24 protein-coding genes are annotated in these 20,465 nt (G+C 46.6%); 9 read left to right on the top strand and 15 right to left on the bottom strand.

The features are described 5' to 3' along the window. The first annotated feature begins 22 nt into the window (after nucleotides 1-22). The 8 genes from G395_RS0110890 to G395_RS0110855 all read left to right on the top strand — a co-directional run bounded on the left by G395_RS0110890 (nucleotide 23) and on the right by G395_RS0110855 (nucleotide 5,695). Entirely contained in the window at nucleotides 23-1,171 is a 1,149-nt protein-coding gene (locus tag G395_RS0110890) for a PD-(D/E)XK nuclease-like domain-containing protein (protein ID WP_026630075.1), read from the top strand. Between the two features lie 2 nt (nucleotides 1,172-1,173). After that, the gene (locus tag G395_RS0110885) at nucleotides 1,174-1,944 is read left to right on the top strand and encodes a 3'-5' exonuclease (RefSeq protein ID WP_026630074.1); all 771 of its coding nucleotides are present in this window, start codon (nucleotides 1,174-1,176) and stop codon (nucleotides 1,942-1,944) included. A gap of 97 nt (nucleotides 1,945-2,041) precedes the next feature. Beyond that, entirely contained in the window at nucleotides 2,042-3,925 is a 1,884-nt protein-coding gene (locus tag G395_RS0110880; RefSeq protein ID WP_026630073.1) for a DNA cytosine methyltransferase, read from the top strand. 1 nt (nucleotide 3,926) lies between these two features. Further along, a complete protein-coding gene (locus G395_RS32895) occupies nucleotides 3,927-4,052 on the top strand; it encodes a hypothetical protein (RefSeq protein ID WP_262485393.1) in 126 nt (41 codons plus the stop codon). 10 nt (nucleotides 4,053-4,062) lie between these two features. Further along, nucleotides 4,063-4,599: a DUF4494 domain-containing protein gene (locus G395_RS0110870; protein ID WP_026630072.1), complete on the top strand. Its 537-nt coding sequence runs from the start codon at nucleotides 4,063-4,065 to the stop codon at nucleotides 4,597-4,599. 56 nt (nucleotides 4,600-4,655) lie between these two features. Beyond that, the gene (locus G395_RS0110865; protein ID WP_026630071.1) at nucleotides 4,656-4,883 is read left to right on the top strand and encodes a hypothetical protein; all 228 of its coding nucleotides are present in this window, start codon (nucleotides 4,656-4,658) and stop codon (nucleotides 4,881-4,883) included. A gap of 6 nt (nucleotides 4,884-4,889) precedes the next feature. After that, a complete protein-coding gene (locus G395_RS29165) occupies nucleotides 4,890-5,393 on the top strand; it encodes a hypothetical protein (protein ID WP_051350111.1) in 504 nt (167 codons plus the stop codon). Beyond that, nucleotides 5,390-5,695: a DUF4406 domain-containing protein gene (locus G395_RS0110855; protein WP_026630070.1), complete on the top strand. Its 306-nt coding sequence runs from the start codon at nucleotides 5,390-5,392 to the stop codon at nucleotides 5,693-5,695. The genes G395_RS29165 and G395_RS0110855 overlap by 4 nt, the downstream gene beginning before the upstream one ends. A 76-nt stretch (nucleotides 5,696-5,771) precedes the next feature. On the opposite strand, the gene G395_RS31100 is transcribed toward G395_RS0110855, so the two are convergent. Next, nucleotides 5,772-7,133, bottom strand: coding sequence for a T9SS type A sorting domain-containing protein (locus G395_RS31100; protein ID WP_084439543.1), 1,362 nt, complete (start codon nucleotides 7,131-7,133; stop codon nucleotides 5,772-5,774). A 172-nt stretch (nucleotides 7,134-7,305) separates the two neighbouring features. After that, the gene (locus G395_RS0110845) at nucleotides 7,306-7,779 is read right to left on the bottom strand and encodes a hypothetical protein (RefSeq protein ID WP_026630069.1); all 474 of its coding nucleotides are present in this window, start codon (nucleotides 7,777-7,779) and stop codon (nucleotides 7,306-7,308) included. A 194-nt stretch (nucleotides 7,780-7,973) separates the two neighbouring features. On the opposite strand from G395_RS0110845, the gene G395_RS0110840 reads away from it, so the two are divergent. Continuing rightward, on the top strand, nucleotides 7,974-8,186 hold the full coding sequence (locus G395_RS0110840; RefSeq protein ID WP_026630068.1) for a DUF6965 family protein: 213 nt from the start codon (nucleotides 7,974-7,976) through the stop codon (nucleotides 8,184-8,186). Nucleotides 8,187-8,242: 56 nt separating this feature from the next. On the opposite strand, the gene G395_RS0110835 is transcribed toward G395_RS0110840, so the two are convergent. From G395_RS0110835 to G395_RS0110775, 13 genes are all read right to left on the bottom strand, one after another. Then, a complete protein-coding gene (locus G395_RS0110835; RefSeq protein WP_026630067.1) occupies nucleotides 8,243-8,671 on the bottom strand; it encodes a D-Ala-D-Ala carboxypeptidase family metallohydrolase in 429 nt (142 codons plus the stop codon). 2 nt (nucleotides 8,672-8,673) lie between these two features. Next, nucleotides 8,674-9,255: a hypothetical protein gene (locus G395_RS0110830; RefSeq protein ID WP_026630066.1), complete on the bottom strand. Its 582-nt coding sequence runs from the start codon at nucleotides 9,253-9,255 to the stop codon at nucleotides 8,674-8,676. 11 nt (nucleotides 9,256-9,266) lie between these two features. Continuing rightward, nucleotides 9,267-9,641, bottom strand: coding sequence for a hypothetical protein (locus G395_RS0110825; RefSeq protein WP_026630065.1), 375 nt, complete (start codon nucleotides 9,639-9,641; stop codon nucleotides 9,267-9,269). 186 nt (nucleotides 9,642-9,827) lie between these two features. Further along, a complete protein-coding gene (locus tag G395_RS0110820; protein WP_157486659.1) occupies nucleotides 9,828-12,179 on the bottom strand; it encodes a hypothetical protein in 2,352 nt (783 codons plus the stop codon). A gap of 48 nt (nucleotides 12,180-12,227) precedes the next feature. Continuing rightward, the gene (locus G395_RS0110815) at nucleotides 12,228-13,442 is read right to left on the bottom strand and encodes a hypothetical protein (protein WP_026630063.1); all 1,215 of its coding nucleotides are present in this window, start codon (nucleotides 13,440-13,442) and stop codon (nucleotides 12,228-12,230) included. A 20-nt stretch (nucleotides 13,443-13,462) separates the two neighbouring features. Next, complete coding sequence (locus G395_RS0110810; RefSeq protein ID WP_026630062.1) at nucleotides 13,463-14,284, bottom strand: hypothetical protein; 822 nt, start codon at nucleotides 14,282-14,284, stop codon at nucleotides 13,463-13,465. Nucleotides 14,285-14,342: 58 nt separating this feature from the next. Further along, nucleotides 14,343-14,810, bottom strand: coding sequence for a hypothetical protein (locus G395_RS32530; RefSeq protein ID WP_026630061.1), 468 nt, complete (start codon nucleotides 14,808-14,810; stop codon nucleotides 14,343-14,345). 60 nt (nucleotides 14,811-14,870) lie between these two features. Next, a complete protein-coding gene (locus G395_RS0110800) occupies nucleotides 14,871-15,437 on the bottom strand; it encodes a hypothetical protein (RefSeq protein WP_026630060.1) in 567 nt (188 codons plus the stop codon). 2 nt (nucleotides 15,438-15,439) lie between these two features. Continuing rightward, entirely contained in the window at nucleotides 15,440-16,261 is an 822-nt protein-coding gene (locus tag G395_RS0110795) for a hypothetical protein (RefSeq protein ID WP_026630059.1), read from the bottom strand. A gap of 2 nt (nucleotides 16,262-16,263) precedes the next feature. Beyond that, nucleotides 16,264-18,207 carry a DnaJ-like cysteine-rich domain-containing protein gene (locus tag G395_RS0110790; protein ID WP_026630058.1) on the bottom strand — a complete coding sequence of 648 codons (1,944 nt, stop codon included), beginning with the start codon at nucleotides 18,205-18,207 and terminating at the stop codon, nucleotides 16,264-16,266. 103 nt (nucleotides 18,208-18,310) lie between these two features. After that, nucleotides 18,311-19,234: a hypothetical protein gene (locus G395_RS0110785; protein ID WP_026630057.1), complete on the bottom strand. Its 924-nt coding sequence runs from the start codon at nucleotides 19,232-19,234 to the stop codon at nucleotides 18,311-18,313. Between the two features lie 29 nt (nucleotides 19,235-19,263). Next, the gene (locus G395_RS0110780) at nucleotides 19,264-19,512 is read right to left on the bottom strand and encodes a hypothetical protein (RefSeq protein WP_026630056.1); all 249 of its coding nucleotides are present in this window, start codon (nucleotides 19,510-19,512) and stop codon (nucleotides 19,264-19,266) included. Next, nucleotides 19,509-20,465 (bottom strand): patatin-like phospholipase domain-containing protein, encoded by a 957-nt coding sequence (locus G395_RS0110775; RefSeq protein WP_026630055.1) that lies wholly within the window; start codon nucleotides 20,463-20,465, stop codon nucleotides 19,509-19,511. The genes G395_RS0110780 and G395_RS0110775 overlap by 4 nt, the downstream gene beginning before the upstream one ends.

Below are 20,465 nucleotides of genomic sequence, written 5' to 3'. Positions count from 1 at the left end.
CCCTGCCACAACCTGAAATTCTATGAATTTGGATTTTAGTTTACTGGCTGACGCTGACGAAGGACCGGAATTGAACCCGACCTTTTACGATGTGGAAGAATTCGCACCGGTTGAAGAAGTGATCGAATTCATCAAAAAGCGAAAGGATGTTATTGACGTTCGGACGCTGCTCGCTCAAATGAGCAGATCAGGGCGCGTACTTGAAGAAGACATGGACATCTATCTCAGAACAAAGGCCTGTTCGTCTGGAAGCCTGAAAGAGGCGCTCAAATCACCACTTCATTATCGTGTTTGCACGGAAGAAAGCCAGATCAAGCCGGACAAGACTCATTTCGAGCTGGGCACATTCTGCCATACCGCATTTCTGGAACCTGAAAAGTTTGATCTGCTGGCATTAGAACCGGCTGGTGGCAATCAGGCAAGTAAAGAAGGAATTGCAAAGCTCATTGAATTTTGGGAAAATGAAGCCGAAAAGATCAACCCTGAAATTCCCGGGGATGCCTACATAGAAGTGCTGGGCAATGGCCTAAGCATTGACAAGAGGGACGGATCACGTATGTACCTGGCTGAGCTGAAAAAACGGTGCGGTAAAATCGCAATCGATCCGAAAAGCTACCAAATCGTTCAGCTGATTAAGCGCCACTATTATACCTATGGCGGCGGCATTATTCCTGAGCTGCTGAAAGGATCCGTTCCGGAAGTTTCCATGTACTGGACTGACGAAGAAACCGAGCTACCTTGCAAAATCCGTCCGGATGCTTTCCAGATTGAAGAAAACATCGGCTGCAACGCGATCATTTCTTTCAAGACCACGCACGCCGACAACATCGGCAAAATGCAGTACGACGCGGCAAAATACATGTACTACCTCTCAGAGGGAATGTATGCCGAAGGCTATGAGAAGATCACCGGCCGCAAAGTGAAAGGCGTGTTCTGCATCATGCTGCAAACCGTTTTGCCATACCTGCCAGTCGTTTTTTATTACAGCCCGGAAGATATTGCCAACGGGAAATACAGGTTCCGTACCGCGCTTCGAAATGTGAGGGAAGCAATGCTCCGTAACAACTGGCCAGGCTTCGACTCCTACGCAGAAGAAGACAACCACGGGATCATTAACATGATGCTTCCAGAGTGGAGCCGCCGAGAAGTTATACCGCAAATCATCGAATAAGAATGAAAATTCAACTTACCAGACCAATCGCTTTTATTGACTTGGAAACCACCGGCGTTGACCGGCAAAACGACCGGATCGTTGAAATAGCAGTTTGCAAATACATGCCATCAGGTCAGTACAAAACGCTTTGCCGCAAGGTAAACCCGACTATTCCCATCCCGGAAGGAGCAACGGCCGTGCATGGTATCAGTGATGCAGATGTCGCCAACGAACCGACATTTAAGAAAATCGCAAAAGGACTGCTCGAACTGCTTGAAGGTTGCGACATAGCCGGATTTAACAGTAACAGCTTCGATGTTCCGCTTTTGTTCAACGAATTTAACCGGGCCGGACACTTCTGGGATCATAGCAAATTCTTGATGATCGATGCCGGTAACCTGTTCAAAATCCAAGAACCGAGAACACTTTCCGCTGCGGTGAAATTCTACCTGGGAAAGGATTTGGAAGACGCGCACAGCGCACAAGCGGATATAGAAGCTACGCTTGATGTACTGCTCGCTCAGCTCGCCCGATACGAGAATCTTGAAGGATTCCCCCAGACCATCGAAGAACTCGCCCTGTACACCAATTACGGAAACAAGGTCGCGGACCTGTCTGGAAAGTTTGTCTACGATGATAAAGGCGAGCTGATTCTGAATTTTGGAAAGCACCGCGGCAACTCGGCAAAAAACCACATTGATTTCCTTGAATGGATGCTACGAGCAAACTTCGCCGCCGACACTTACGCACTCGTCACACAAATAATTGACGAGCACTACCATAGAAATTAAAGATCAGATTTAGAAAAAGGGTTTAGCAACGTGCCGCCCGACATACCAATTCGAGCCCCGCCTTGCGGGTTACTTCTTCTCTTCAATTTACTAAAATATGGATCCGAAATTTATTGTCATTGACCTTTTTTGTGGTGCAGGTGGAACGACGACCGGATTTGACATGGCGATGTTCAACGGAAAGAAGATGGCCTATGTTGTCGCTTGCGTCAATCACGACCCGCTTGCCATTGACTCGCATTGGAGCAACCACCCGGAAGTATATCATTTTCTGGAAGACATCACAAAGCTTTACGGCCATGTAGCTGGCGGCTTCCTGTTCATGACTGAACACATGAGAAACCTGGTAAGGCTCGTGAACATATACCGGGCATTCTATCCGGACGCAAAAGTCATTTTGTGGGCAAGTCTCGAATGCACCAATTTTAGTAAAGCAAAGGGAGGCCAGGCACGCGATGCGGATTCTCGCACGCTGGCAGAGCATCTCGATCGTTACGTTGCCGCACTGGATCCTGATTACATTCAGATTGAGAATGTGGTTGAGTTCATGAGTTGGGGGCCAATGGCCAACGGGAAGCCGATCTCAAAAAAGAATGGTCAGGATTGGATTCGCTGGAAGCAACACCTTTGCAGTTTCGGATATCGTGACGAATGGAAGGAGCTCAATAGTGCTGACTTCGGAGCCTATACCAGCAGGAACAGGCTTTTCGGAATATTTGCAAAACCCGAATTGCCGATCATCTGGCCACAGCCGAGCCATGCGAAAAAGCCTTCAAAAGGTAGCATGTTTGGCGATTTGAAAAAGTGGAAAGCCGTAAAGGATGTACTCGACTTCGACGATGAAGGTCAAAGCATTTTCAACAGAAAAAAACCGCTGGTTGATCCATCCCTCGAAAGGATTTATGCGGGCCTGGTAAAATTCGTTGCCGGTGGAAAGGATGCTTTCATCCTGAAATACAACTCGACAAGCGCAGAAGGGAAACACTCGCCGCCATCAGTGGACGAACCTTGCCCGACAATAGCATGTCAGAACAGGCTGGGATTGATAAATACGTCATTTCTGGCTAAATATTACAGCGGCAAACCATCCGGAAAGGTCATTCCAACATCCGGGCCAGCCGGTACGATCTGCTGTGCAGACACGCAGTCACTTGTTCAATTGCAACCGTTTATCGCGCAGCGCAATTCAGGTGATCCAGCAGGAAGAGTTATTTCGGTTGATTCACCGGCCAGGACTTTAACAGCGACAGGAGGCAATCAGGAGCTAGTTCAATGCACGCCTTTCGTAATGAACACCAACTTTAACAACGTTGGAAAATCAATCGATGAGCCAGGTCCGACGTTGGTTTCCAGCAGGAGACACCCGTACCTACTTACGCCGATTCCTTTTCTAGTTCAATATTATTCCAATGGCGGCGAACTTGGATCCGTGGATGAGCCTGCACGAACACTGGGCACGAGAGACACCATCGCCAAGATCCAAACACAGTGGTTTGATAAAACTTACAGCGGGACCGGCAATGTATCATCTATCGAAAGCCCAGCCGGAACGATCATGCCGACAGACAAACATCGGCTGATCAGTTGCGATCCGATAATCCTTAACCCATCGCACGGAGGTCACACCATGTCAGTTGACGTTCCATGCGCGGTGATCATCGCTCGCCAAGATAAGGCGCCGCTTTACCTGATACAATTCAAGGTAGATCCGGAGTATAATATCCCGGTATATGATGATGATTCAGAGGTCATGATTAGGATAAAGGTGTTCATGGCCATGTATGGAATTGCCGATATCAGGATGAGAATGCTCAAAGTGCCTGAACTCCTAAGAATTCAAGGTTTCCCTGCAAATTACATTTTAGCTGGCAACCAGTCGGATCAAAAGAAGTTTATCGGCAATAGCGTGGTTCCTCACGTGGTAAGAGCCTGGACCGAGGCCATTGGATCGAATACACATCAACTTCAAAACGCAGCATGACATGTATCTCACATTAAAAGTCCTTTTCGCCATCATCCTGTTTGCCGCACTTGTCTTAACCGTTGCGATTATTGGTCCGATCGTAGTCGGCGAGCGAATCCTTAAACAGTTCAATTTCAAACTTTAATTAGCAATCTATGGCATCCTGGTATCTCTGCAAGATCCGTTTTCAGAAAGAAGACGAAGCGGGCTCACTGCAAACAATCAATGAGGCCTACCTGATCGATTCGGTCTCTTTCACGGAAGCAGAAGCAAAATGTTACAAGCAAATTGTGACCGGCGCAAGTGAATTTAATGTTGACAGCATTGCCCGGATGCGGCTCGCCGATCTATTCACTTACGAGGAAGGCGAGCAGTGGTTCAAAGCGAAGGTGATTTACTTCTCTGTGGACGAAAAGAGCGGCAAGGAAAAGAAGATCGTCAATTTCATGCTGGTCAATGCTGATGGAATTCAGCAAGCCATCGACCGCGTGAACTTTGAAATGCGCACCTTCCTGATTCCGTACGAAATGACGGACATGATCCTCACGCCAATCCTTGACGTTTTCCCGCATACCAGCGATGAAGAAGCTGAGCAGGAAATCCCGGCAAACCTCCGGCCATTGTCAGAAGTGCTTGCCGAGCGCGGCCAAACCGAAGAAGAAGATCTGCAAGAGCAGGAAGAAGATCACTAATCATTAACAATCACCTGGGGGCTAACCACCCCCATTTACTCCTATTCGTCAACTCCATGAAAAATCAAGAAAGTCAAGGAAAGATCCATCCTATCAAGTGGAGCCCTATTTCGCACGACACATGCTTTTATAAATACATGTTCGAGAATACCCTGCAATGGTATGCCCTCAAAGCGCAACATCCTAAGATTGTTCAGCATGCATGGCTAACGCTCACACCTGTGGTGGATCAGCACGGAAGCCTTTTCAATCCAGTTACACCCATCGTGTTTTTTCTAAACTAGGACATAGTGAAACCATTCAATGAAACCGATCACCTCGTCGTTGGCAAATATTACAACGTTCGCTGCGCAAAACTCAAAATGGATTGGGATGAAGTATTGTTTATCCCAATTATCGGAGAAAAGCACAAAGATCCTCAATTTTCTGTCGAACATGAGCATTATCATATTGACGGCCGGTTTGCCAATTTGGGGTCTGGGTACAAATACACAGTTGATCAAAACGGCAAAACCAACGGAATAGTTATCGTCGGAAAATACTTCGAAACCGAGTTCATTGAGGTTGTCGTCAGGCGTATGAGGTGCAAGCGGTTGACAACGGGAATCCGTCCACCTGATCACGCTTTGAAATATTGGACATGGCATGATAGCATGATCGGCAAATCCTGCAAAGGCAGAAAGTGCCCGCACCTGGGAACGCTGATGGCTGAGCAAGACGGCGTGCTGGTTTGCCCTCTGCATAATCTGCACGGATCAATCGAAAGCGAAACCATCATAGAAATACCCAGATGAAAAAGATCTACATATCTGGCAAGATCACCGGCGTGCCGATTGAGCAGGCACGTGAAAAGTTCGCAGAAGCTGAAAAAATCCTGATGTGCTCTGGAATGGATCCTGTCAATCCGATGAAAAACGGATTACCTGAAACCGCATCGTGGAAAGAGCACATGGTCAGGGATATTGAGATGCTGTTCGACTGCGAGGCGATCCTGATGCTTTCATGTTGGAGGACCAGCAAAGGCGCCAAGATCGAGAAGGCTATCGCAGAGCAGATGGGAATGGAAGTATTAACCTTTAAAGAGAAAATCGTTTAAGTGGTACTTTCCATTAAGGTGTACCACTTAAACGAATAACAGGTGATTCAACGACCACCAACGAAAATACCTTGTTTTATCTAGCGACAGCTAGCTTTTGAGTTTTTTCAGAATTGTCTTTATCGATAATCTTGATTGAGTAAATGCCGGGTCTCAAATGTTTAATGCTAATTAATGGTGATATCTGCGAAGCAGAATCTAATACTTTCGACCCTTGATTATCGTAGATAATGACTTGCTTAATGCGTCCAATAAGAGCAGTTGAAATACTTACATACTCTGACGCAGGATTTGGATAAACGTCTGCAAGATTTTGAAGGTCTGAGAAATTAAGCTGCTTTATTGAGCTATATGCAAAAGTGTTATCATGGTCTTCCATCTTGAGGCGATAATAGTTTATGTGAGAGGGCAGGTCGTGAGCAAAATTGTAGTCAACAGACATATTTGACTCCGCCGTTGCCTTGATTGTGCCAATATTGTTCCAAGACCTCCCATTAACACTATGCTGGATGATAAACGCTCTGCTATTGCTTTCGTAGGTTGTTGTCCAAGATAACATGACTCTTTGTGCCTCCTTTTTGGCCACAAACTGTGCAAGCGTCACTGGTAAAGGATCGCTGCAAATTTCCTCCAACTGTTCATTACTTTCGCAGCCAGCCCCATTATTATCAATGTCAAGGGAACCCCCAGCAGTGGGCCGATTTCTTATGTATGTACAAATGGGATCTATCGAGCAAGTCAGCAATTCTGGATTATCGTGAATGTAGACCTGCTGCAAGGTTGCTGGATTTATTTTTGACAAAGTATTCATGCTTGACAAAGCTCTATTATTATCTATCCACAGGATGGGTGTTGTTACCAAATTGCGCAGACCATCTAAACTTTCCAAGAGGTTGTTATCCTCAATGCTCACGCCTACAACGTTTACCGCAGTGATGCCCTCGAGTCCGGTCAATGCGGCGAGAGATGCGTTGTTCCTAATGTGAATCCCTTCGGTTGTCGACAAGCCGGTCAATGCGACTAAATCGTTAAGTAGAGGGTTGTCATATAATGCAAGATAGCCTAGTTCTTTTAAACCATTAAGCCCATACAAGCTTGTGAGCTTTGAATTGTTTTGGATCGTCATAACCGCTGCAATTCTTGTCAAGTTACCTAAACCTGCAAGGGTCGTTAGGCTAGACCCAATTATGTATACGTAACCCTGAACTTCCGTTATCATTGCGAGTCCATTCAAATTATAAATCTGATTGCCTGGCCCTTCACCGGCATCAACAATCCATAAATCTCCGGTAATTACGCTGCATCCACCGTTTGCTGCATAATTGTCTACATCAGATTGATGCATGAAGTAGGCGCCATTCGTTGGACAGGCGGCCATTGCGCTACCACAATTTAAAAGAAATAGAGTGACGAGAAGTAAGTTGTAGAATTTTGACATAGATGTTTGAATTTTTGTTTTTATTGGAGGTAATATACTGACCACCAATTTAAAATATTTTTTTCATGATAGATAAGTAAACTGCTTTAAAACTTAAATTCTACGAATTATCACCTTAGGAACAAGAAAAACGAGGTTGGAATTGTGAGTAAAAATCAAACAACCTTTGACATCACAGTATCCTGTGTACCACCTTCACTTTATTATTGGTTGCATAATTGTTTGAGTTCTGATAGAAATAGACTTTGATAACCGGCTTTTTCAAATGAGGGTCAAACGTTTGGCAGAACACTTTGCGTTGCATATCCTTGAACTTAATATCTGTAACGATATATTCACCGGCAGGAATGATAAATTCTTGCTCCCCGGGCTCTTTGATGACATGAGCCACATACTTGCCTAAAACTCCAGCATCATACGGAATTTTCAAATATTCGAAAACGAAGCCAATTAGTTTTTTGGCCTCGTTTCGCAGTGGATCCGTGCCCGAACGCCGCCTCCGAACCTCTCCAACCGTACAATGCGAATCAACTGTTTCCTGGCTATAAGGATGATGATCTTTAAAGAACCAAACTGGTAAATTCGGGTATTGTACAGTCATGCCCCTCTCCAAATAAATCACGTCGTTAACCGCTACAAATTCCATTATGTTGCTGAAAATATCAATAAAATGACATCAATAATATCAAATTGTAAGATAAAGGTCAAGTACCTACATGCCCCTTTGCACTGAAACGACCTCCAGTCGCTGGTTATCGACAAAAAGAATTTAAAAATTTTTGTTGTTGGCTTAGCGGCCGGGAAATTTTAAAGACCTTCGTGGCTTAACAAAAACAAACTATGAGCGTCGAAGAGTTGGAGGAATATTTTAGAGATAGACCATTGCCCAAGGGTCCGGTGAAAATGAACAATTACAGCACAATCACCGATCCGAAGGCGTTTATCGAAGCCGAACTTTACATATTGAATCAAAACCAAGGACGTAAGATCGTGGATTCTTGCCGCCTGCGATTGATCGAATTCAGAAATTGGCTTGAAGCCAATCCGCAATAAAAAAGAGCGACTCAAATGAATCGCCCTTTAAACCGCATACACACTATAAAAGATTTTCACCTACCTATGTAGAGCACCTGCCTTCTGTTTTGTGCTGAGAAAGACACATGAACCCAATCAGGATTTTCGCCGTCTCCAAACTCCCAGAGTAATTGGTCGAATGGCAGTTTCGCCTTTTTGATCGCCTCAAACAGTTCTCGATTTTCCATGCTTCCAACAGCTTGAAGATCCGCTGCTTCACCGGTTAGATGCTGGCTGTTTTTCACTCCGCCCACAGCTCTGTTCAATTGCTCGCAGCGATATCCAGAACTGACGAAAATTGGCGCCTTGATATAATCTCTGAGCGGCTGCAAAATGTTTGTGCAAAGTCCTTGCAAGTTGCTGACGATTTCAGGACCAGGTTTAAACTGTTCCTTGAAGCCTCGCCGGCTGGCCGTCGACGATCTGATCATCTCTTCCAGCGTAAAGTTTTTTGTGAGCTGCATGATCAGGGAATCTTTGTTCCTTCCTCTTCTTTCACAAAAGACAATAGATCCTTATAATCACCTGAATTCCGGAATTTGCGAAACGGCGCGCTGAACCAGTTGGGCAAAAGCTTTGGAAGGATCTGATCGATCAGATCGCAGCTCTTAATGAAATAATAAGTGAACATCACACCGTAACCGGCGAATATGAAATACAGGGCCATGCCTGGAACAGGATTCGCACCCGCAACGGCCTGAGTAACGATTTTGAATACCACGGCGATGATGATCGAAGCGATATATCCCAGGAGCACCACGGAGACCATCACAACAAATTGCTCAATGGTCTTTTTTACAAATATTTCTGCCTTGGCCTCACCCGATTTGTAATGCTTCACAAGTCCAAGAAACGTCATTGTCGTAAAGCAAATACCAGTTGCAACCAGCAGATCGATCGTCAAATCCTTGCGGTAGTTGAAGACCTGTATAAATCCCACAGTCGAAGAAGAGAGCAAAAGGAATGCGGGATTTGTGACCATTCCTTTAATTGTCAAACCGATAGAGGCGAGCATTGACGTGAGATTAAAATGTTCGAAAATTTTCATTTGTTTGAAGATTAATGGACTGAAAGCCCGGTTAAAAACCCAGTAGGGAACCCTGAGCCGAATCCATGCTTGAACCCTTTCCAATATCCCTTTCTTGCATTCTTCCTTTCTTCACTGATAGTGGCTTCAAAGCTTTGTTTTTGCAGTGCAGTTTGCATTTCAGACAAACGCAAGGCATTTCGGAGGTCGTCGATTTCCTTTCCCCTGGACTCATAAGCGGTTCTAAGGTTAAAAAATGTAGGTTTGAGCAGTTCGTATTTGTAGGCGCTATCAAGGAGTTGTTCCTGATAGGCTGTCAACGCCGAGAGCTCGCTTCCATAAGATTGCGCGTAACCTTTCCCGGCCAGCAGAATCAGGATTGAGATAATGAGTGTAGCTGTCTTCATACTGCTGATGATATTGATCGGTGGTAGCAGAATCTTTCTTTACCAGCCCTTTGTAGTAAGCGAGGCTGTCAATAACCCAGGAGTGCGTTTCAACGGTCTTGTGGTTATAAGTCTTCGTCAACCAAATGGCACCGAGTATCAGAACAATGATGGCGAAAACGAGTACCGCCAAATGGATGTGCTTTTTCATTCGATATCTAGCCTGGCATGAATGGCGTTGCCTGACACTTTAAAAGTCTTGGTTTGTCCGTTCGGAAACCGCACTTCAAGTTTGTGCCAGTTATTGTCCGCGTAGGAATTCAGATAGAACCAGGCTATCTTCCCATCCTTGCGTTGGGAGTAGACAAATCCTCTTTTTTGATCGTAAGCAGAAACTATTTCTTGACCGTAAGCCTGGTCGGGCACAATCCAATTTGTGCCGTCGATCCTGAAAGAAAGGTATTCTGTTTGACCTCGATCTGTCTGGCCAAATGTCTCATTATACAGCTTTTGAGAAAAGTATGTCAGGTCTGCCCCTCCGTCGAACCCTGCGTAATAATCGTTCGTGTAGGAGTAGTACGGAAACCCCTCTTGCGGAAATGGTGATCCGTTTGGAAACCACAGTCCCTTCGCCCATTCGTGGCTGAACTTTTTGTGACTCTTTTTTCCGGGAGCGCCCCATTCGTGAACCAGGTTGCCGTAAACCTGACCGATAAAGCCAGCCGCGATGTGCACATTAGGATCGAGGGGAACTTTGGCGTCTGTGTAAAATTCCCCTTCTGGGTACACATACTTATATTTATTGTTCGGCCTGTACTCATGCTTTCCCGTCAGGAAAACGCCGCTACGGAGTCCAAGAATTTTGTTGATGTGAAATCGGAAGATCGTTTCGTAGATAAGTCCAATCTGAATGTCGGGAGCGCCAAGATAAATTCCCTCTGTAACCATCGTGGTGCTGGCAAGGGTGCCGCCCGGACTGTACGGAGTTGATGGAAGATTCTCAGGATTTCTTTTTAACAGATCGCGGAAGTAACTCGCCGGGCGTTTTCTTGAAAGAGAAATCGGCTCAGGCCATAAATAGTAATAGTTGTGGACAATCTCATAAGGGATTCCGCGCTTGCCAAAACGATCCTCGTAACGCTCACGAAGCCGCTTGTAGAAATGACGATGCATGTCCCAATAATCAGGCGTCCAGGATTCGTTTTCCATGGTCTCGCCAATCCAAATTGCATCTGAGATATCTGCCTCGTCAGCTTTTCTAATCGCCGTTTCTTTGTCGAAGCCGCCGTTAGGCCACCAGAATTTGTTAGTCCCGCCGTCGCCTGTGTAGTCATCCGTTATTACCGTCCCGTCCGGCCTGACAACAGGCGGGAGTTTTGATAGCTTGAATATAACCTCATTTCTCGGAACGTTATTGTAGGTCTTTCCTGCCTGTTTAAGTGCATTTGCCTGCCTGTTTCCATCCGCTTCATTCCAAGGCAACCAGTGGTGAGGCAGATGAGTCACGCCCTTCGAGAGGATCAGCTCAGGAGTGTAGCCATCCCAATTATCAATCCAGAGTTTTCCGGCAGGCAGCTTCATATCTGGTGCAATCTCAGGCCAAGAAATCTGCCTCCCGTCCGGGTTGTAGTTCCAGAGGATCGGATTCAAAAAACCTTTACTGTCGCTCTGCCCCGGAGCCACGAACGTATTGAATGCAAAACTTGTGTTAAAGGAAAAAAGCTCGCCCGCGTCTCGCTGATAGTAACCGCCGCCTTGATAATCGGACTCCTGAGTTCCCCATTGATTGATGCTAGGAATGCCGTCTTTGAGTTTGAATTTGACAACGCGGATCGGATTATTCCCGGACACAATGTAATTGGTGAGCCGGTTTTTTTGAGTGATAATTTCGCCGTTTACCAAATATCGGTAGCTATGTGTAGGGCTGATCCTATCCGGGGCGATGTCGGTGAAAATACGAACGTCGGCAGAGTCACGAACAGCGAGCTTCATGTGCTCATCCATTCCTTCGGTCATCGTTTTAAGCCTGTTCAGTGTTCCGTTTACCGGTACCGGCTGATCGGGCTTGTCTATGACGGGAGGCGTTGTAGTGCCGCCGCCTTGATCGGACTTGATCTGGAATTGAATCTCAGAAGGCTTGTCGCTCAGGCAGGATTTTCCTTTAATAATCAGCATGTAAGTCCCGTTTGGTAAAACTGATTTTTTAAAATCAAGATCAATTATATTGGACGTTGGACTAACAGAATCAACGAGCACGGGTGTACCGCTCAGCACAGGCCAAACTTCATACTGTATTGACTCTACGCCCTCGCCGTGGAATTGAAGTTGAGCCCCCTTATTAGTGAATAAAATCAGACGCGTAATGACAGGAGAAACACGGCAAGGCTTCAGCGTAACAGGCGGCTTGGGGATCACTCCCCCCGACAACTTAATGATGCTGTCAACCTGCGCCTTAGTGTAGTATCCGGATAGGTCAACCTGGAATGTTCCGGTTACCTTACTTTGAGAGGTGGCTGTCAGTTGAAGTAAGCTGAACAGCATTAACAAGAAATATCTCATTGTGTGTGGGAAAGAACAGAGGGACATCGATGTCCCTCTGTCAGATGATTATATCAGTTTCGCGGCGAAAATACCGGAAACTCCATGAAGTACGTTGGTTACGTCCTCAGTGAACCATCCATTGGGACGGATGTAAAGACCAGCAGGAAGAGCCACGGTAGCAGTTGTTACCGCGAAATCATTGGCATCGCGCTTGCGAGTGACACGAACATCTACATCCCGAATGAAAGAGCTCGCAACGTTGTTCAAGATCGACTCATCTTCCGGAAGATTCAGGAACATGATTTTGCCTTTCGCATCGGCAGTATCATCGCTGTTGGTAGGATCACCAAACTTATCCGCAAAGTCAGCATAGCAGAATGTCTCTGCGGCAGCTGCTCCTGAATCGATCAAAAGGATCCGGCCAGCGCCATAGATCGTATCGATCAGCTCGTCGTAGTAGAAATCCACCGGCGTGCGTCCGAACATAGTAGCCCAGTCATAACCCGCATCATTGATTGCCAAAACACCTTCACGACGCATTGCACGTAAAGCAAGCGTTCCACCTATCATGATCAATCTGCCAGTGATCTTGTTGGCGATTTTGGTTTCATTGATGAAATCCCAAAATTCTGCTTTCAAAGTTCTGTCAGCATTGAAGGTCGGAACATCGATCAAAGGAGCGGCCGCTGTCGGCGTGTTAGCCGTTGGGTAAGCTGCATTCTTGCCGATACGCGCGATCAGTGAAGTCAACACGTATGTCGCGAAAGGATTTGCCACACCAGAATCGAAATCCTGAATAATTTGCAGCGCCAGGCGATCCACGAACACTTTGTATTTAGGATCCAACGTGTCAGACATTTTGCCAGCCACGTAGTTGCTCATATACTCCAACGCTTTCGGTTCGAACAATTCTCGAGCCAATGAGCGGTTAACCTTGATCTCTTTGTAGAAATCATAAACCACGTCAATGGTCAATGGATCGGAGAAGTCCTCTCCGTTCAGATCACGGGTTCTTTCATCGTACCCCGTTACCACCCTGGCTGGATACGTGTTCACCTGTACCTTTGGCACAAGGATGTCACGGCCAGGCGTAGACCCCCAGATGACAGAAGTGCTATCTGTCGGACCGTAAGGGCTAATCTGAGTTCTTACCTCCTGAACGGCAGGAGAAAGCATAGCCTGAGCAGCGCCGTAGCGATTGAACTTCAAGCCGTTATTCGCAGTATGCATCAAAGCCGCTTGCACGGTTCTGGCAATCCCAAGGTTTACATTATTAGGCATTTCAAAAGTCGTTTAGAATTTTACGATTCGCTTACTTCCGGACGCAGTAAGCTTGTTTTTGTCACCTTCGGAGCATTGTTTCCGTCAAGCTCGACGGTTGTCTTCGGCGGATTCGGTCCGGCGTTTTGCCTGAACTTATTTTCAGACAGCGCCTCGTCAAATAATTCGTCAAGCGTTACAGCTTTCGCGCCTTTCATGTAAGGGGTTCCGGTATCAGTTCTGACAACATCCAACTTGTCGGGATTAACTTTGAGCCCTTTACCTTCAATGTGCGCCAATACTTTCGGCAGAACGAGCATTGACAATGCGTCTTGATTGGCGTATGCTTCGACAATATCTTTTCTGGCTTGTAGCTTCGTGAGCATTGAAGAGTTAAAGATTTTGCCTTCGTATTCGCCTTTTTGCTTATCAAGCGCGGCTTGCGTTTCCACCTCAGCAGTTTGCAGCTTTGTTTGAAGAGCGGTGATCTCAGTTCTGAGCTTGTCAAGGTCGCCGGATCCACCTGCCGCAGCAGTTTTGGCCGCTTCGATCTTGGCAGCTATTTGAGCCTTGATCTTTTCAAGCTTTTGCGGGCCTTTCTCTTTTGCGATGGTTTTGATATCATCACCTAAGATGTCAGCCCAGGAAGCAAGTCCATCATCGAACTTGTCCAGATTTCCAGCCTTTTTAGCGAGATTCGCAAATTCGCTTGTGGCCTGGTTTGCTACCGTATCAAAGAAACTTTGAACTGGTGCAGATACTTCATCCTGTGGCAATTCAGCCAATACGGCTTTTTGCTCATCAGTTAATTTCACGCCGGCCGCAGCCAGTAGTGATGTCAGATTATCCGCTAATTTTGCCATGTGTGTTTTGGGTCGCAACCCGTTAATAGTGTTTGCCCGCAGGCGAATAAACTGTTACTTAAAATTTGATTACTTCATCATCTTCCACATATCCGATCAGCTTGGCGCCTCTCAGTGTAGAATATGCCGGATTTCCTTTGTCGTCCTTTTTGAGGCCCTGCCAGAAAGCATATTTCACGTGTTGAATGATCTTCTCCTTCTTTACCGAGCTTTCGCCATCTTCTTCCACGTGAACCGGATTTTTGAATTCGATCACCACATCGTCCGAGGATTTCAGATCATCGAGCGTTTTCTTCTTCTTAGAAGCTTTCGCCTTTTCCGCAGCGGCTTTGTCAGCTGCTTCCTGATCCGCTTTTGCCTTATCGGCGGCTTCTTTGTCGGCTTTTACCTTATCCGCTTTTGCTTTTTCAGCAGCAGATTTTTCAGCGGCATCTTTATCCGCTAGTGCTTTTTCAGCTGCTTCTTGGTCGGCTTTCGCCTTGTCCGCAGCGGCTTTGTCGGCTGCTGCTTTTTCTTCCTGAGTCATAGCTCGTGTGTTTGAATGGAAAACTGATTTAAACTTTACTCGTAGCGTGGTACGAGTGAATTACTCTTTGACTGTGTAAATCCTTAACGTGGATCCAGTTGCAGTGTAAGCGATGGCCGGAATGGGTTTGTACCGTCCTGTTTTTGGACTTCTCAATGCCTGAAAGATTACCGACTTACCCGCTGGGATTGAAACCGTCTGACCGCTTACAACAATGGAGCTCGCCGCGGATGCGTGATCATTGGCAATCTCGATGTAGGAGAATGTACTCGCCGCCAACGTTCCGGTTGTCGTGCTGTTAATGATCACCTGATCCGTGACCGCGTCACCACCGGAGAGGAAAGCCGTAATGACATCCGTTACCGTGGCGCCATATGCTGTATTCTCAGCTTTGCGTACCTGGTCCGGTGAAAGTGTCAGCCCGAAACCTGCAAACGTGAAACCGATCTTGCTACCTCTTTGGGCAATTTTCAGATCCTTTGCGGGTGTGATGCGATGCAAACCGCCGTTTGCGCTGTCAACTCTGACCTGATCAGCGGAAGTATGGTAAATGCGCCAGTTTTGGGCGTTTGCTTCAAGGCCGATCAACAGGCCGAGCGTCATTATCAAAGCAATGCACTTTTTCATAATCAATTGTTTTGGTTTAAACGGTTATACAATTCTTTCGTAATTGGGCGAAGCACATCTATGCAGTTGTACCCGCCGCAAAGCCAAAAAATAGATTCTTTGGTCGTGCCTGGAATCTTCCCTTGCCATTCTTCATCTGCCCAGCTTTCAATTTCCTTTTTGGTGAAAGCCTTACCTTTTTTCTTGATGCACCAAGTTCGGCTGTGAGCCACGGCAACGCCATCATAGTAGTAATGGGCAAGGTCAAGCATTGTGCCGATCGAGGTTGAGTAATTCCGGTGAAACATCCATAAGCTTTGCTTCGCCTGGTTAAAAACATAGTTGGCTGGCAGCTCACTGGTATGCACCACTTCCTTTACCTGCTTTCTAAGATCAGCCAGACTTTGACCGCGCATTACTGCATTTTCCAAGGCCTGGCTTACCGGCTCAATAAATGCTGTTTCGGGTATCACGTCAACCAGCTGCTTCCTGACCCGATCAAGCGCTTCCTGTCCAGCCTGGTGAAAGAAAGTCGAGTACTTGCTTACACCGTAAGGCTCGTAATAACTTTCAATGGAGATGATCACATCTTTCATTCCGGTCAGCAGCTCAGTCACCGCCGCATCATAACCAGCAGAAGCCAGGTGCGACCGCAGGTAAAGCCGGTAGCGAGTGACAGTCTTCCAGTCGTTCATTTTGCTCTCCCGGCTCATTTCAAGATCATCCATGAGATCGATCATTGCGTCAAGAAATGCGCGGGCGACCTTCTTCATGTTTACCATGAAACCGTTCAGGAGCTTTTCCTGCTTTACTTCCGCTTGTTCAAGGAATTCCAGTTCTTCCATGGTTATTCATTCATCTGGTTGATATCCTTGGCATTTACCAGCGGCGCCAGCGTGCTCATTTCAATTGGTTGACCTGCCGGACGAACGGAGAAATACAGTTTGTTTTCCGCGAGCAATAGTTCATACTGCTCATTTACTGCCATTTCAAAAAAAGCATCGTTTTTCAGGATCACATCCCGAAGCACCGTCTCGAAGTTGATGGAGAATTGAAGCTGTTCAATTGTTCTGTTGAATTCTTCCGATTCCCTGTTCATAGTCAGATATGCTTGTGAGAGCAGAAATGACTTGGTTTCATCATTTTTGTTTCGGTGTGGATCCAGCCGCATCTTAACCCGGAAAGTCTTGTATTCGATTGAATCCTTGCCGACTGTCTGATCCAGATACTTCACTTGCAGCGCATCCTTCAATTCCTCCGAGTAATTGTTAGTCATGGCGTCATTGAGCTCTTCGCGCGTCATGTCAATTGAGCTGATATCAAACCTTTTCGGGCTGACAATGATCGGCACCTGATCACCAGCCTTTCCAACGGGCCCGTAACGGATCGCATCAGTTCCGGCATATACCGGCTGTAAAACGCGCTCAATCAAATGACGGGAAGCATCAGTGATCATCTGCTCGCCTTCGTGACGGTCGTAACGCTTGGAAGTTCCGGATGTGGCCATGAAGACTTGATCAGCAATGTGCCCTAAACCGATGGCCTGATATGCCTCAACCATGTTGCGCTTGTATTCCTCCCGGAACTGAACAATAGCATTAGGCGACCTTTCAATCATGCCGGCCGGTGGTGTTGGCAAGTGCATTGGCTTAGCATCATCGTCGCCGAAACTCGTCTGCGTAGGCGCGCTGATCAGTATCTTTTCAAGGGCCGAATCGTAGATTTCATATCCTGCGCCGCTGCACTTTGTGCATTTCACCGTGGTGTTTTTCCTGCGACCATTGGTACCCTCGACGAAGCTTTTAACCTGGCCATCGCCGCCACATGCTTTGCATTGCTTGGTGACATACTGCCACTCCAAGGATCCTGTGTGGAGCAGCGCTTCGATGTCGATATCAGACGCCCTTTGCAAGACTGATTTCAGAGCCGGGATCGCATCAGACACATAGGACTCAAACAGTTTGTGAATGCCGTCTTCACTGGTTTTCTTAATCAGTGATCCGATCTTGAACACGGGCATTGTGCGGAAATAGTGAAGCGGGAACGCTTCTCCAAATCCGACAAACTTACCAGCTTCGTCCTGCTGAGCGCTCATTCCAAGAATATCCCATTCTGTTTTTGCGCCACTGACTGAAACTTGTTTTGCAATGCAATAGCTTTCCTGATCAAAGAAATACAGAATTAAACCCGACTTTTCTTTCTTGCCATTGATAGTGATCTCATTTTTCTTCTGAGAACAAATGACAGCTTTCTGACCTTCGCCGTAATACCATACTTGACCGGATAGCGCCCAGATGGGAACAACCTCACGGTATTTGGTAGGATCTTCCGGGATTTGAGGAAGCAAGACAGCGCATGCATTCGGATCATCAATGAAATGCTGAATTCCCTGTTCCCAAAACCACTGTTCAAGCGATTTCCATGCACCAAAGGCTTCGGAGGTGTAGTAGCTCAGCGTGTCTTCAAAAGGAATTGCAGCATCGACGGCCGGAAATTCGATGGTAAAATCATCAGCATTACGGATGGCCGAGATGGTCCTGATCAGCCTGCGACGGAAAGGTTTTGTAATCGCCTTATAGATTGCGGCTCGGAACTTGGTATGGCTGGGCTTTTCCTTCTCCTTCGGTCTTTCTACTTTCAGAAAATCCGGACACTCATCACTGAAAACGCTTTCAACGAGCTTGCTATGCTTCACCGATTCTTCGTAGAAAGGGTGCAGCAGCTTAGCATCCGGCTTGTCTTGACCGTGCTTAACCAGGTAAGGAGCAATATCTCGTTTGAAATCCAGCATTTCAGTGTGTGTTTAAAGTTAGCCCTCGTTTAAAGGGCTATGGAATCCGGCCAACTTTACCCGGAGAAGTCGTTGTCGAAATCTCCGTTAAAAGTTGGCTCAACTAGTTTACCAGTACCTCGACATACATTTCACCTTTTACGCCGGTCGCATTTAGGCAAAATATTTTGTAGATGTACTTGCCAGCCGCAAGCGTGTTAGGCAAGGTTAATGTTGCAGTGCCGGAATTGAAGGACCCTTTACCAGCTGCTGGCAATGGTGAACCATCGGCCTGGGTGCAATACCAATCAACGCATGCATTAGCCGGGTCGGTGGCAAACTCTAAGGATCCAGCACTAGCTTGAAGTTTCGTAAACTTCTTACGTCCAATGGTAGAGCATGTCGCTGGTGTAACCAAAGTTGGTGTCGGCTCAGCAATTACAAACTTCACATCATTCTTCAATGAAGCCTGGTTAATTCCCAACTGCACTGGCAGGAAGCCTGCAAATGACTTGTACATGGACGTGAAACCACCTACGATCTTTGCATCCTTATTTCCTTTGGCATTTGAGATCGCAGAATAAGAGATTCCATGGTCATCATAATAAGCCGCCTCAACGCTGTTATTGGTAAACATGAAGAAGTCAAACTCACGGTTTGCCATTAGCATGTTTAAGAAATTACGAGCGCTGTAAGCATGGTTTAGTCTCCAAACCACAGTTCCCAGAAGTGTATCTGTCAAACGTGGACCGGCAGACGGGCCGAACGCCTCCGCCTCAGACGTGACAGCCGGATCAGCTTCCTGACCAATGATGTCCGAGCTTCCAAAAAAATAAGCTTGATCAGTCAGGCAGAGCTCCTTGACGATCGAGACGATATTGGCCGACGAAACAGTCTCAGCTTCATATTGACCGCCAAGGCGCAAACCAACCGAAGCATCGACCATTCCGAGAGCAATGTAAGCGCCGAGCGTCTGATCTGCCTCGCTGTTATAATTGTGAAGTGGTTGCAGGTCAACCCCCTTCGATGTTAAAAAGTAACCTAGCATGTGCTTTCAGGTTTAAAGTTTATACTGTACTATTTTTTGAGCACTTCCGCTCGGATTCTATATTCGTACGGGAGTGCCGCCGACAGTTGGATGCTGACCTTTCCCTCTTCAAGCCTGTATGAACCCACCTTTTTGTCATTAAGGAATAGATTGATCCAGCTATTATATTCAGGGATTGTGACGTGAACCCATGGACCGGTTTTATCAATCTCGATGATTGGTTTAACTTTCTTTTTAACCGACCTTACCACGTCCGCTGCATTACCTTGCTCGCTCATGAGAAATAATTGTTTAGTTTGATCTGCCTTACCAGCTCCTGGCTGGAATCTGACGCTTTTCGGCATCGAATCGTATACTCGCCTTCCTCTACGAAATGCACGGGGCCATCGTACCGACCTGTTTCATTTGGCTGCATGCCGGTACTACTAGCGACAGCCCAAGTGTGTACTCCGTCAATTTGAACCTCCACTGGTACGGAAGAATAGACCTGAACTCGTAGCGGCCGTAATCCAGGCGAAGTCGAGTTACCGTAGTCGCAGAAATAAATCAAATCCACTACCGTAGTCCCAAAGTTGATGCTGGCCGTAGGCATCACCAGGGAATACGTTTTGATGATAGCCTGAGCTTCAAGCTGATTAACACCCCATACCTTCACCTGATAATTGCCATTGTCAGAATAAGTCTTTGTTAAGCTCGTCCCCTGAGCGTCTCCATCAAATTTGGTTTTGTACCCACCGATGGCGCCAGTTATATTTTCAATTGCAACCTGAACCGTCCCTCCCTGACTCTCAATCTGCCTCAAAATGAATGATATGGGAACATCTATCGCCCGGTCAATGCTATCCTTATCTCGTGAGAAGTTGCGGCATGAGGCAGGATCATACAAGTCTGGTAACGGCATCCCACCTGCGAGTAAATAAGCATCGTAGGGCTGACCATCAACTGTCTCAGGCGTTTTCCATCCTGAACTTTCCAGCTCTGAATCTGTGACAATTATAGATCCTTGTGTGTCCCTTCCAAATTCGGAAACGTAGGCAATGATGCGCTGGCCTGAATAAAGGATTGGAGCCACAGGGACCAAAGCAACGCCGGATTCCGTTGGCGCAGAGCCAAGCAAATCCTTGGTTTCATCATCGTAAATGAGCACGATAGTTCCGTTGGCCACGTCGGCCGTAATAGATACGAAACCGCTCCCAGCGACAAAACCTGATGTTATGATTGCCAAATCCAT

The organism is Dyadobacter alkalitolerans DSM 23607 (assembly GCF_000428845.1).
Taxonomy (GTDB): domain Bacteria; phylum Bacteroidota; class Bacteroidia; order Cytophagales; family Spirosomataceae; genus Dyadobacter; species Dyadobacter alkalitolerans.
Note: the sequence above shows the minus strand (reverse complement) of the source record. Positions and strands in the feature narration are given on the sequence as shown.

Bases quoted from the DNA above. Each gene is read 5' to 3' on its own strand.
- G395_RS0110825 (WP_026630065.1), bottom strand. From the start codon at position 9,641: ATGAAGACAGCTACACTCATTATCTCAATCCTGATTCTGCTGGCCGGG.
- G395_RS0110820 (WP_157486659.1), bottom strand. From the start codon at position 12,179: ATGAGATATTTCTTGTTAATGCTGTTCAGCTTACTTCAACTGACAGCC.
- G395_RS0110795 (WP_026630059.1), bottom strand. From the start codon at position 16,261: ATGGAAGAACTGGAATTCCTTGAACAAGCGGAAGTAAAGCAGGAAAAG.
- G395_RS0110775 (WP_026630055.1), bottom strand. From the start codon at position 20,465: ATGGATTTGGCAATCATAACATCAGGTTTTGTCGCTGGGAGCGGTTTC.
- G395_RS32895 (WP_262485393.1), top strand. From the start codon at position 3,927: ATGTATCTCACATTAAAAGTCCTTTTCGCCATCATCCTGTTTGCCGCA.
- G395_RS0110800 (WP_026630060.1), bottom strand. From the start codon at position 15,437: ATGAAAAAGTGCATTGCTTTGATAATGACGCTCGGCCTGTTGATCGGC.
- G395_RS0110845 (WP_026630069.1), bottom strand. From the start codon at position 7,779: ATGGAATTTGTAGCGGTTAACGACGTGATTTATTTGGAGAGGGGCATG.
- G395_RS0110865 (WP_026630071.1), top strand. From the start codon at position 4,656: ATGAAAAATCAAGAAAGTCAAGGAAAGATCCATCCTATCAAGTGGAGC.
- G395_RS32530 (WP_026630061.1), bottom strand. From the start codon at position 14,810: ATGACTCAGGAAGAAAAAGCAGCAGCCGACAAAGCCGCTGCGGACAAG.
- G395_RS0110810 (WP_026630062.1), bottom strand. From the start codon at position 14,284: ATGGCAAAATTAGCGGATAATCTGACATCACTACTGGCTGCGGCCGGC.
- G395_RS0110780 (WP_026630056.1), bottom strand. From the start codon at position 19,512: ATGAGCGAGCAAGGTAATGCAGCGGACGTGGTAAGGTCGGTTAAAAAG.
- G395_RS0110830 (WP_026630066.1), bottom strand. From the start codon at position 9,255: ATGAAAATTTTCGAACATTTTAATCTCACGTCAATGCTCGCCTCTATC.
- G395_RS0110855 (WP_026630070.1), top strand. From the start codon at position 5,390: ATGAAAAAGATCTACATATCTGGCAAGATCACCGGCGTGCCGATTGAG.
- G395_RS0110880 (WP_026630073.1), top strand. From the start codon at position 2,042: ATGGATCCGAAATTTATTGTCATTGACCTTTTTTGTGGTGCAGGTGGA.
- G395_RS31100 (WP_084439543.1), bottom strand. From the start codon at position 7,133: ATGTCAAAATTCTACAACTTACTTCTCGTCACTCTATTTCTTTTAAAT.
- G395_RS0110785 (WP_026630057.1), bottom strand. From the start codon at position 19,234: ATGCTAGGTTACTTTTTAACATCGAAGGGGGTTGACCTGCAACCACTT.
- G395_RS0110790 (WP_026630058.1), bottom strand. From the start codon at position 18,207: ATGCTGGATTTCAAACGAGATATTGCTCCTTACCTGGTTAAGCACGGT.
- G395_RS0110815 (WP_026630063.1), bottom strand. From the start codon at position 13,442: ATGCCTAATAATGTAAACCTTGGGATTGCCAGAACCGTGCAAGCGGCT.
- G395_RS0110890 (WP_026630075.1), top strand. From the start codon at position 23: ATGAATTTGGATTTTAGTTTACTGGCTGACGCTGACGAAGGACCGGAA.
- G395_RS0110885 (WP_026630074.1), top strand. From the start codon at position 1,174: ATGAAAATTCAACTTACCAGACCAATCGCTTTTATTGACTTGGAAACC.
- G395_RS0110835 (WP_026630067.1), bottom strand. From the start codon at position 8,671: ATGCAGCTCACAAAAAACTTTACGCTGGAAGAGATGATCAGATCGTCG.
- G395_RS0110870 (WP_026630072.1), top strand. From the start codon at position 4,063: ATGGCATCCTGGTATCTCTGCAAGATCCGTTTTCAGAAAGAAGACGAA.
- G395_RS0110840 (WP_026630068.1), top strand. From the start codon at position 7,974: ATGAGCGTCGAAGAGTTGGAGGAATATTTTAGAGATAGACCATTGCCC.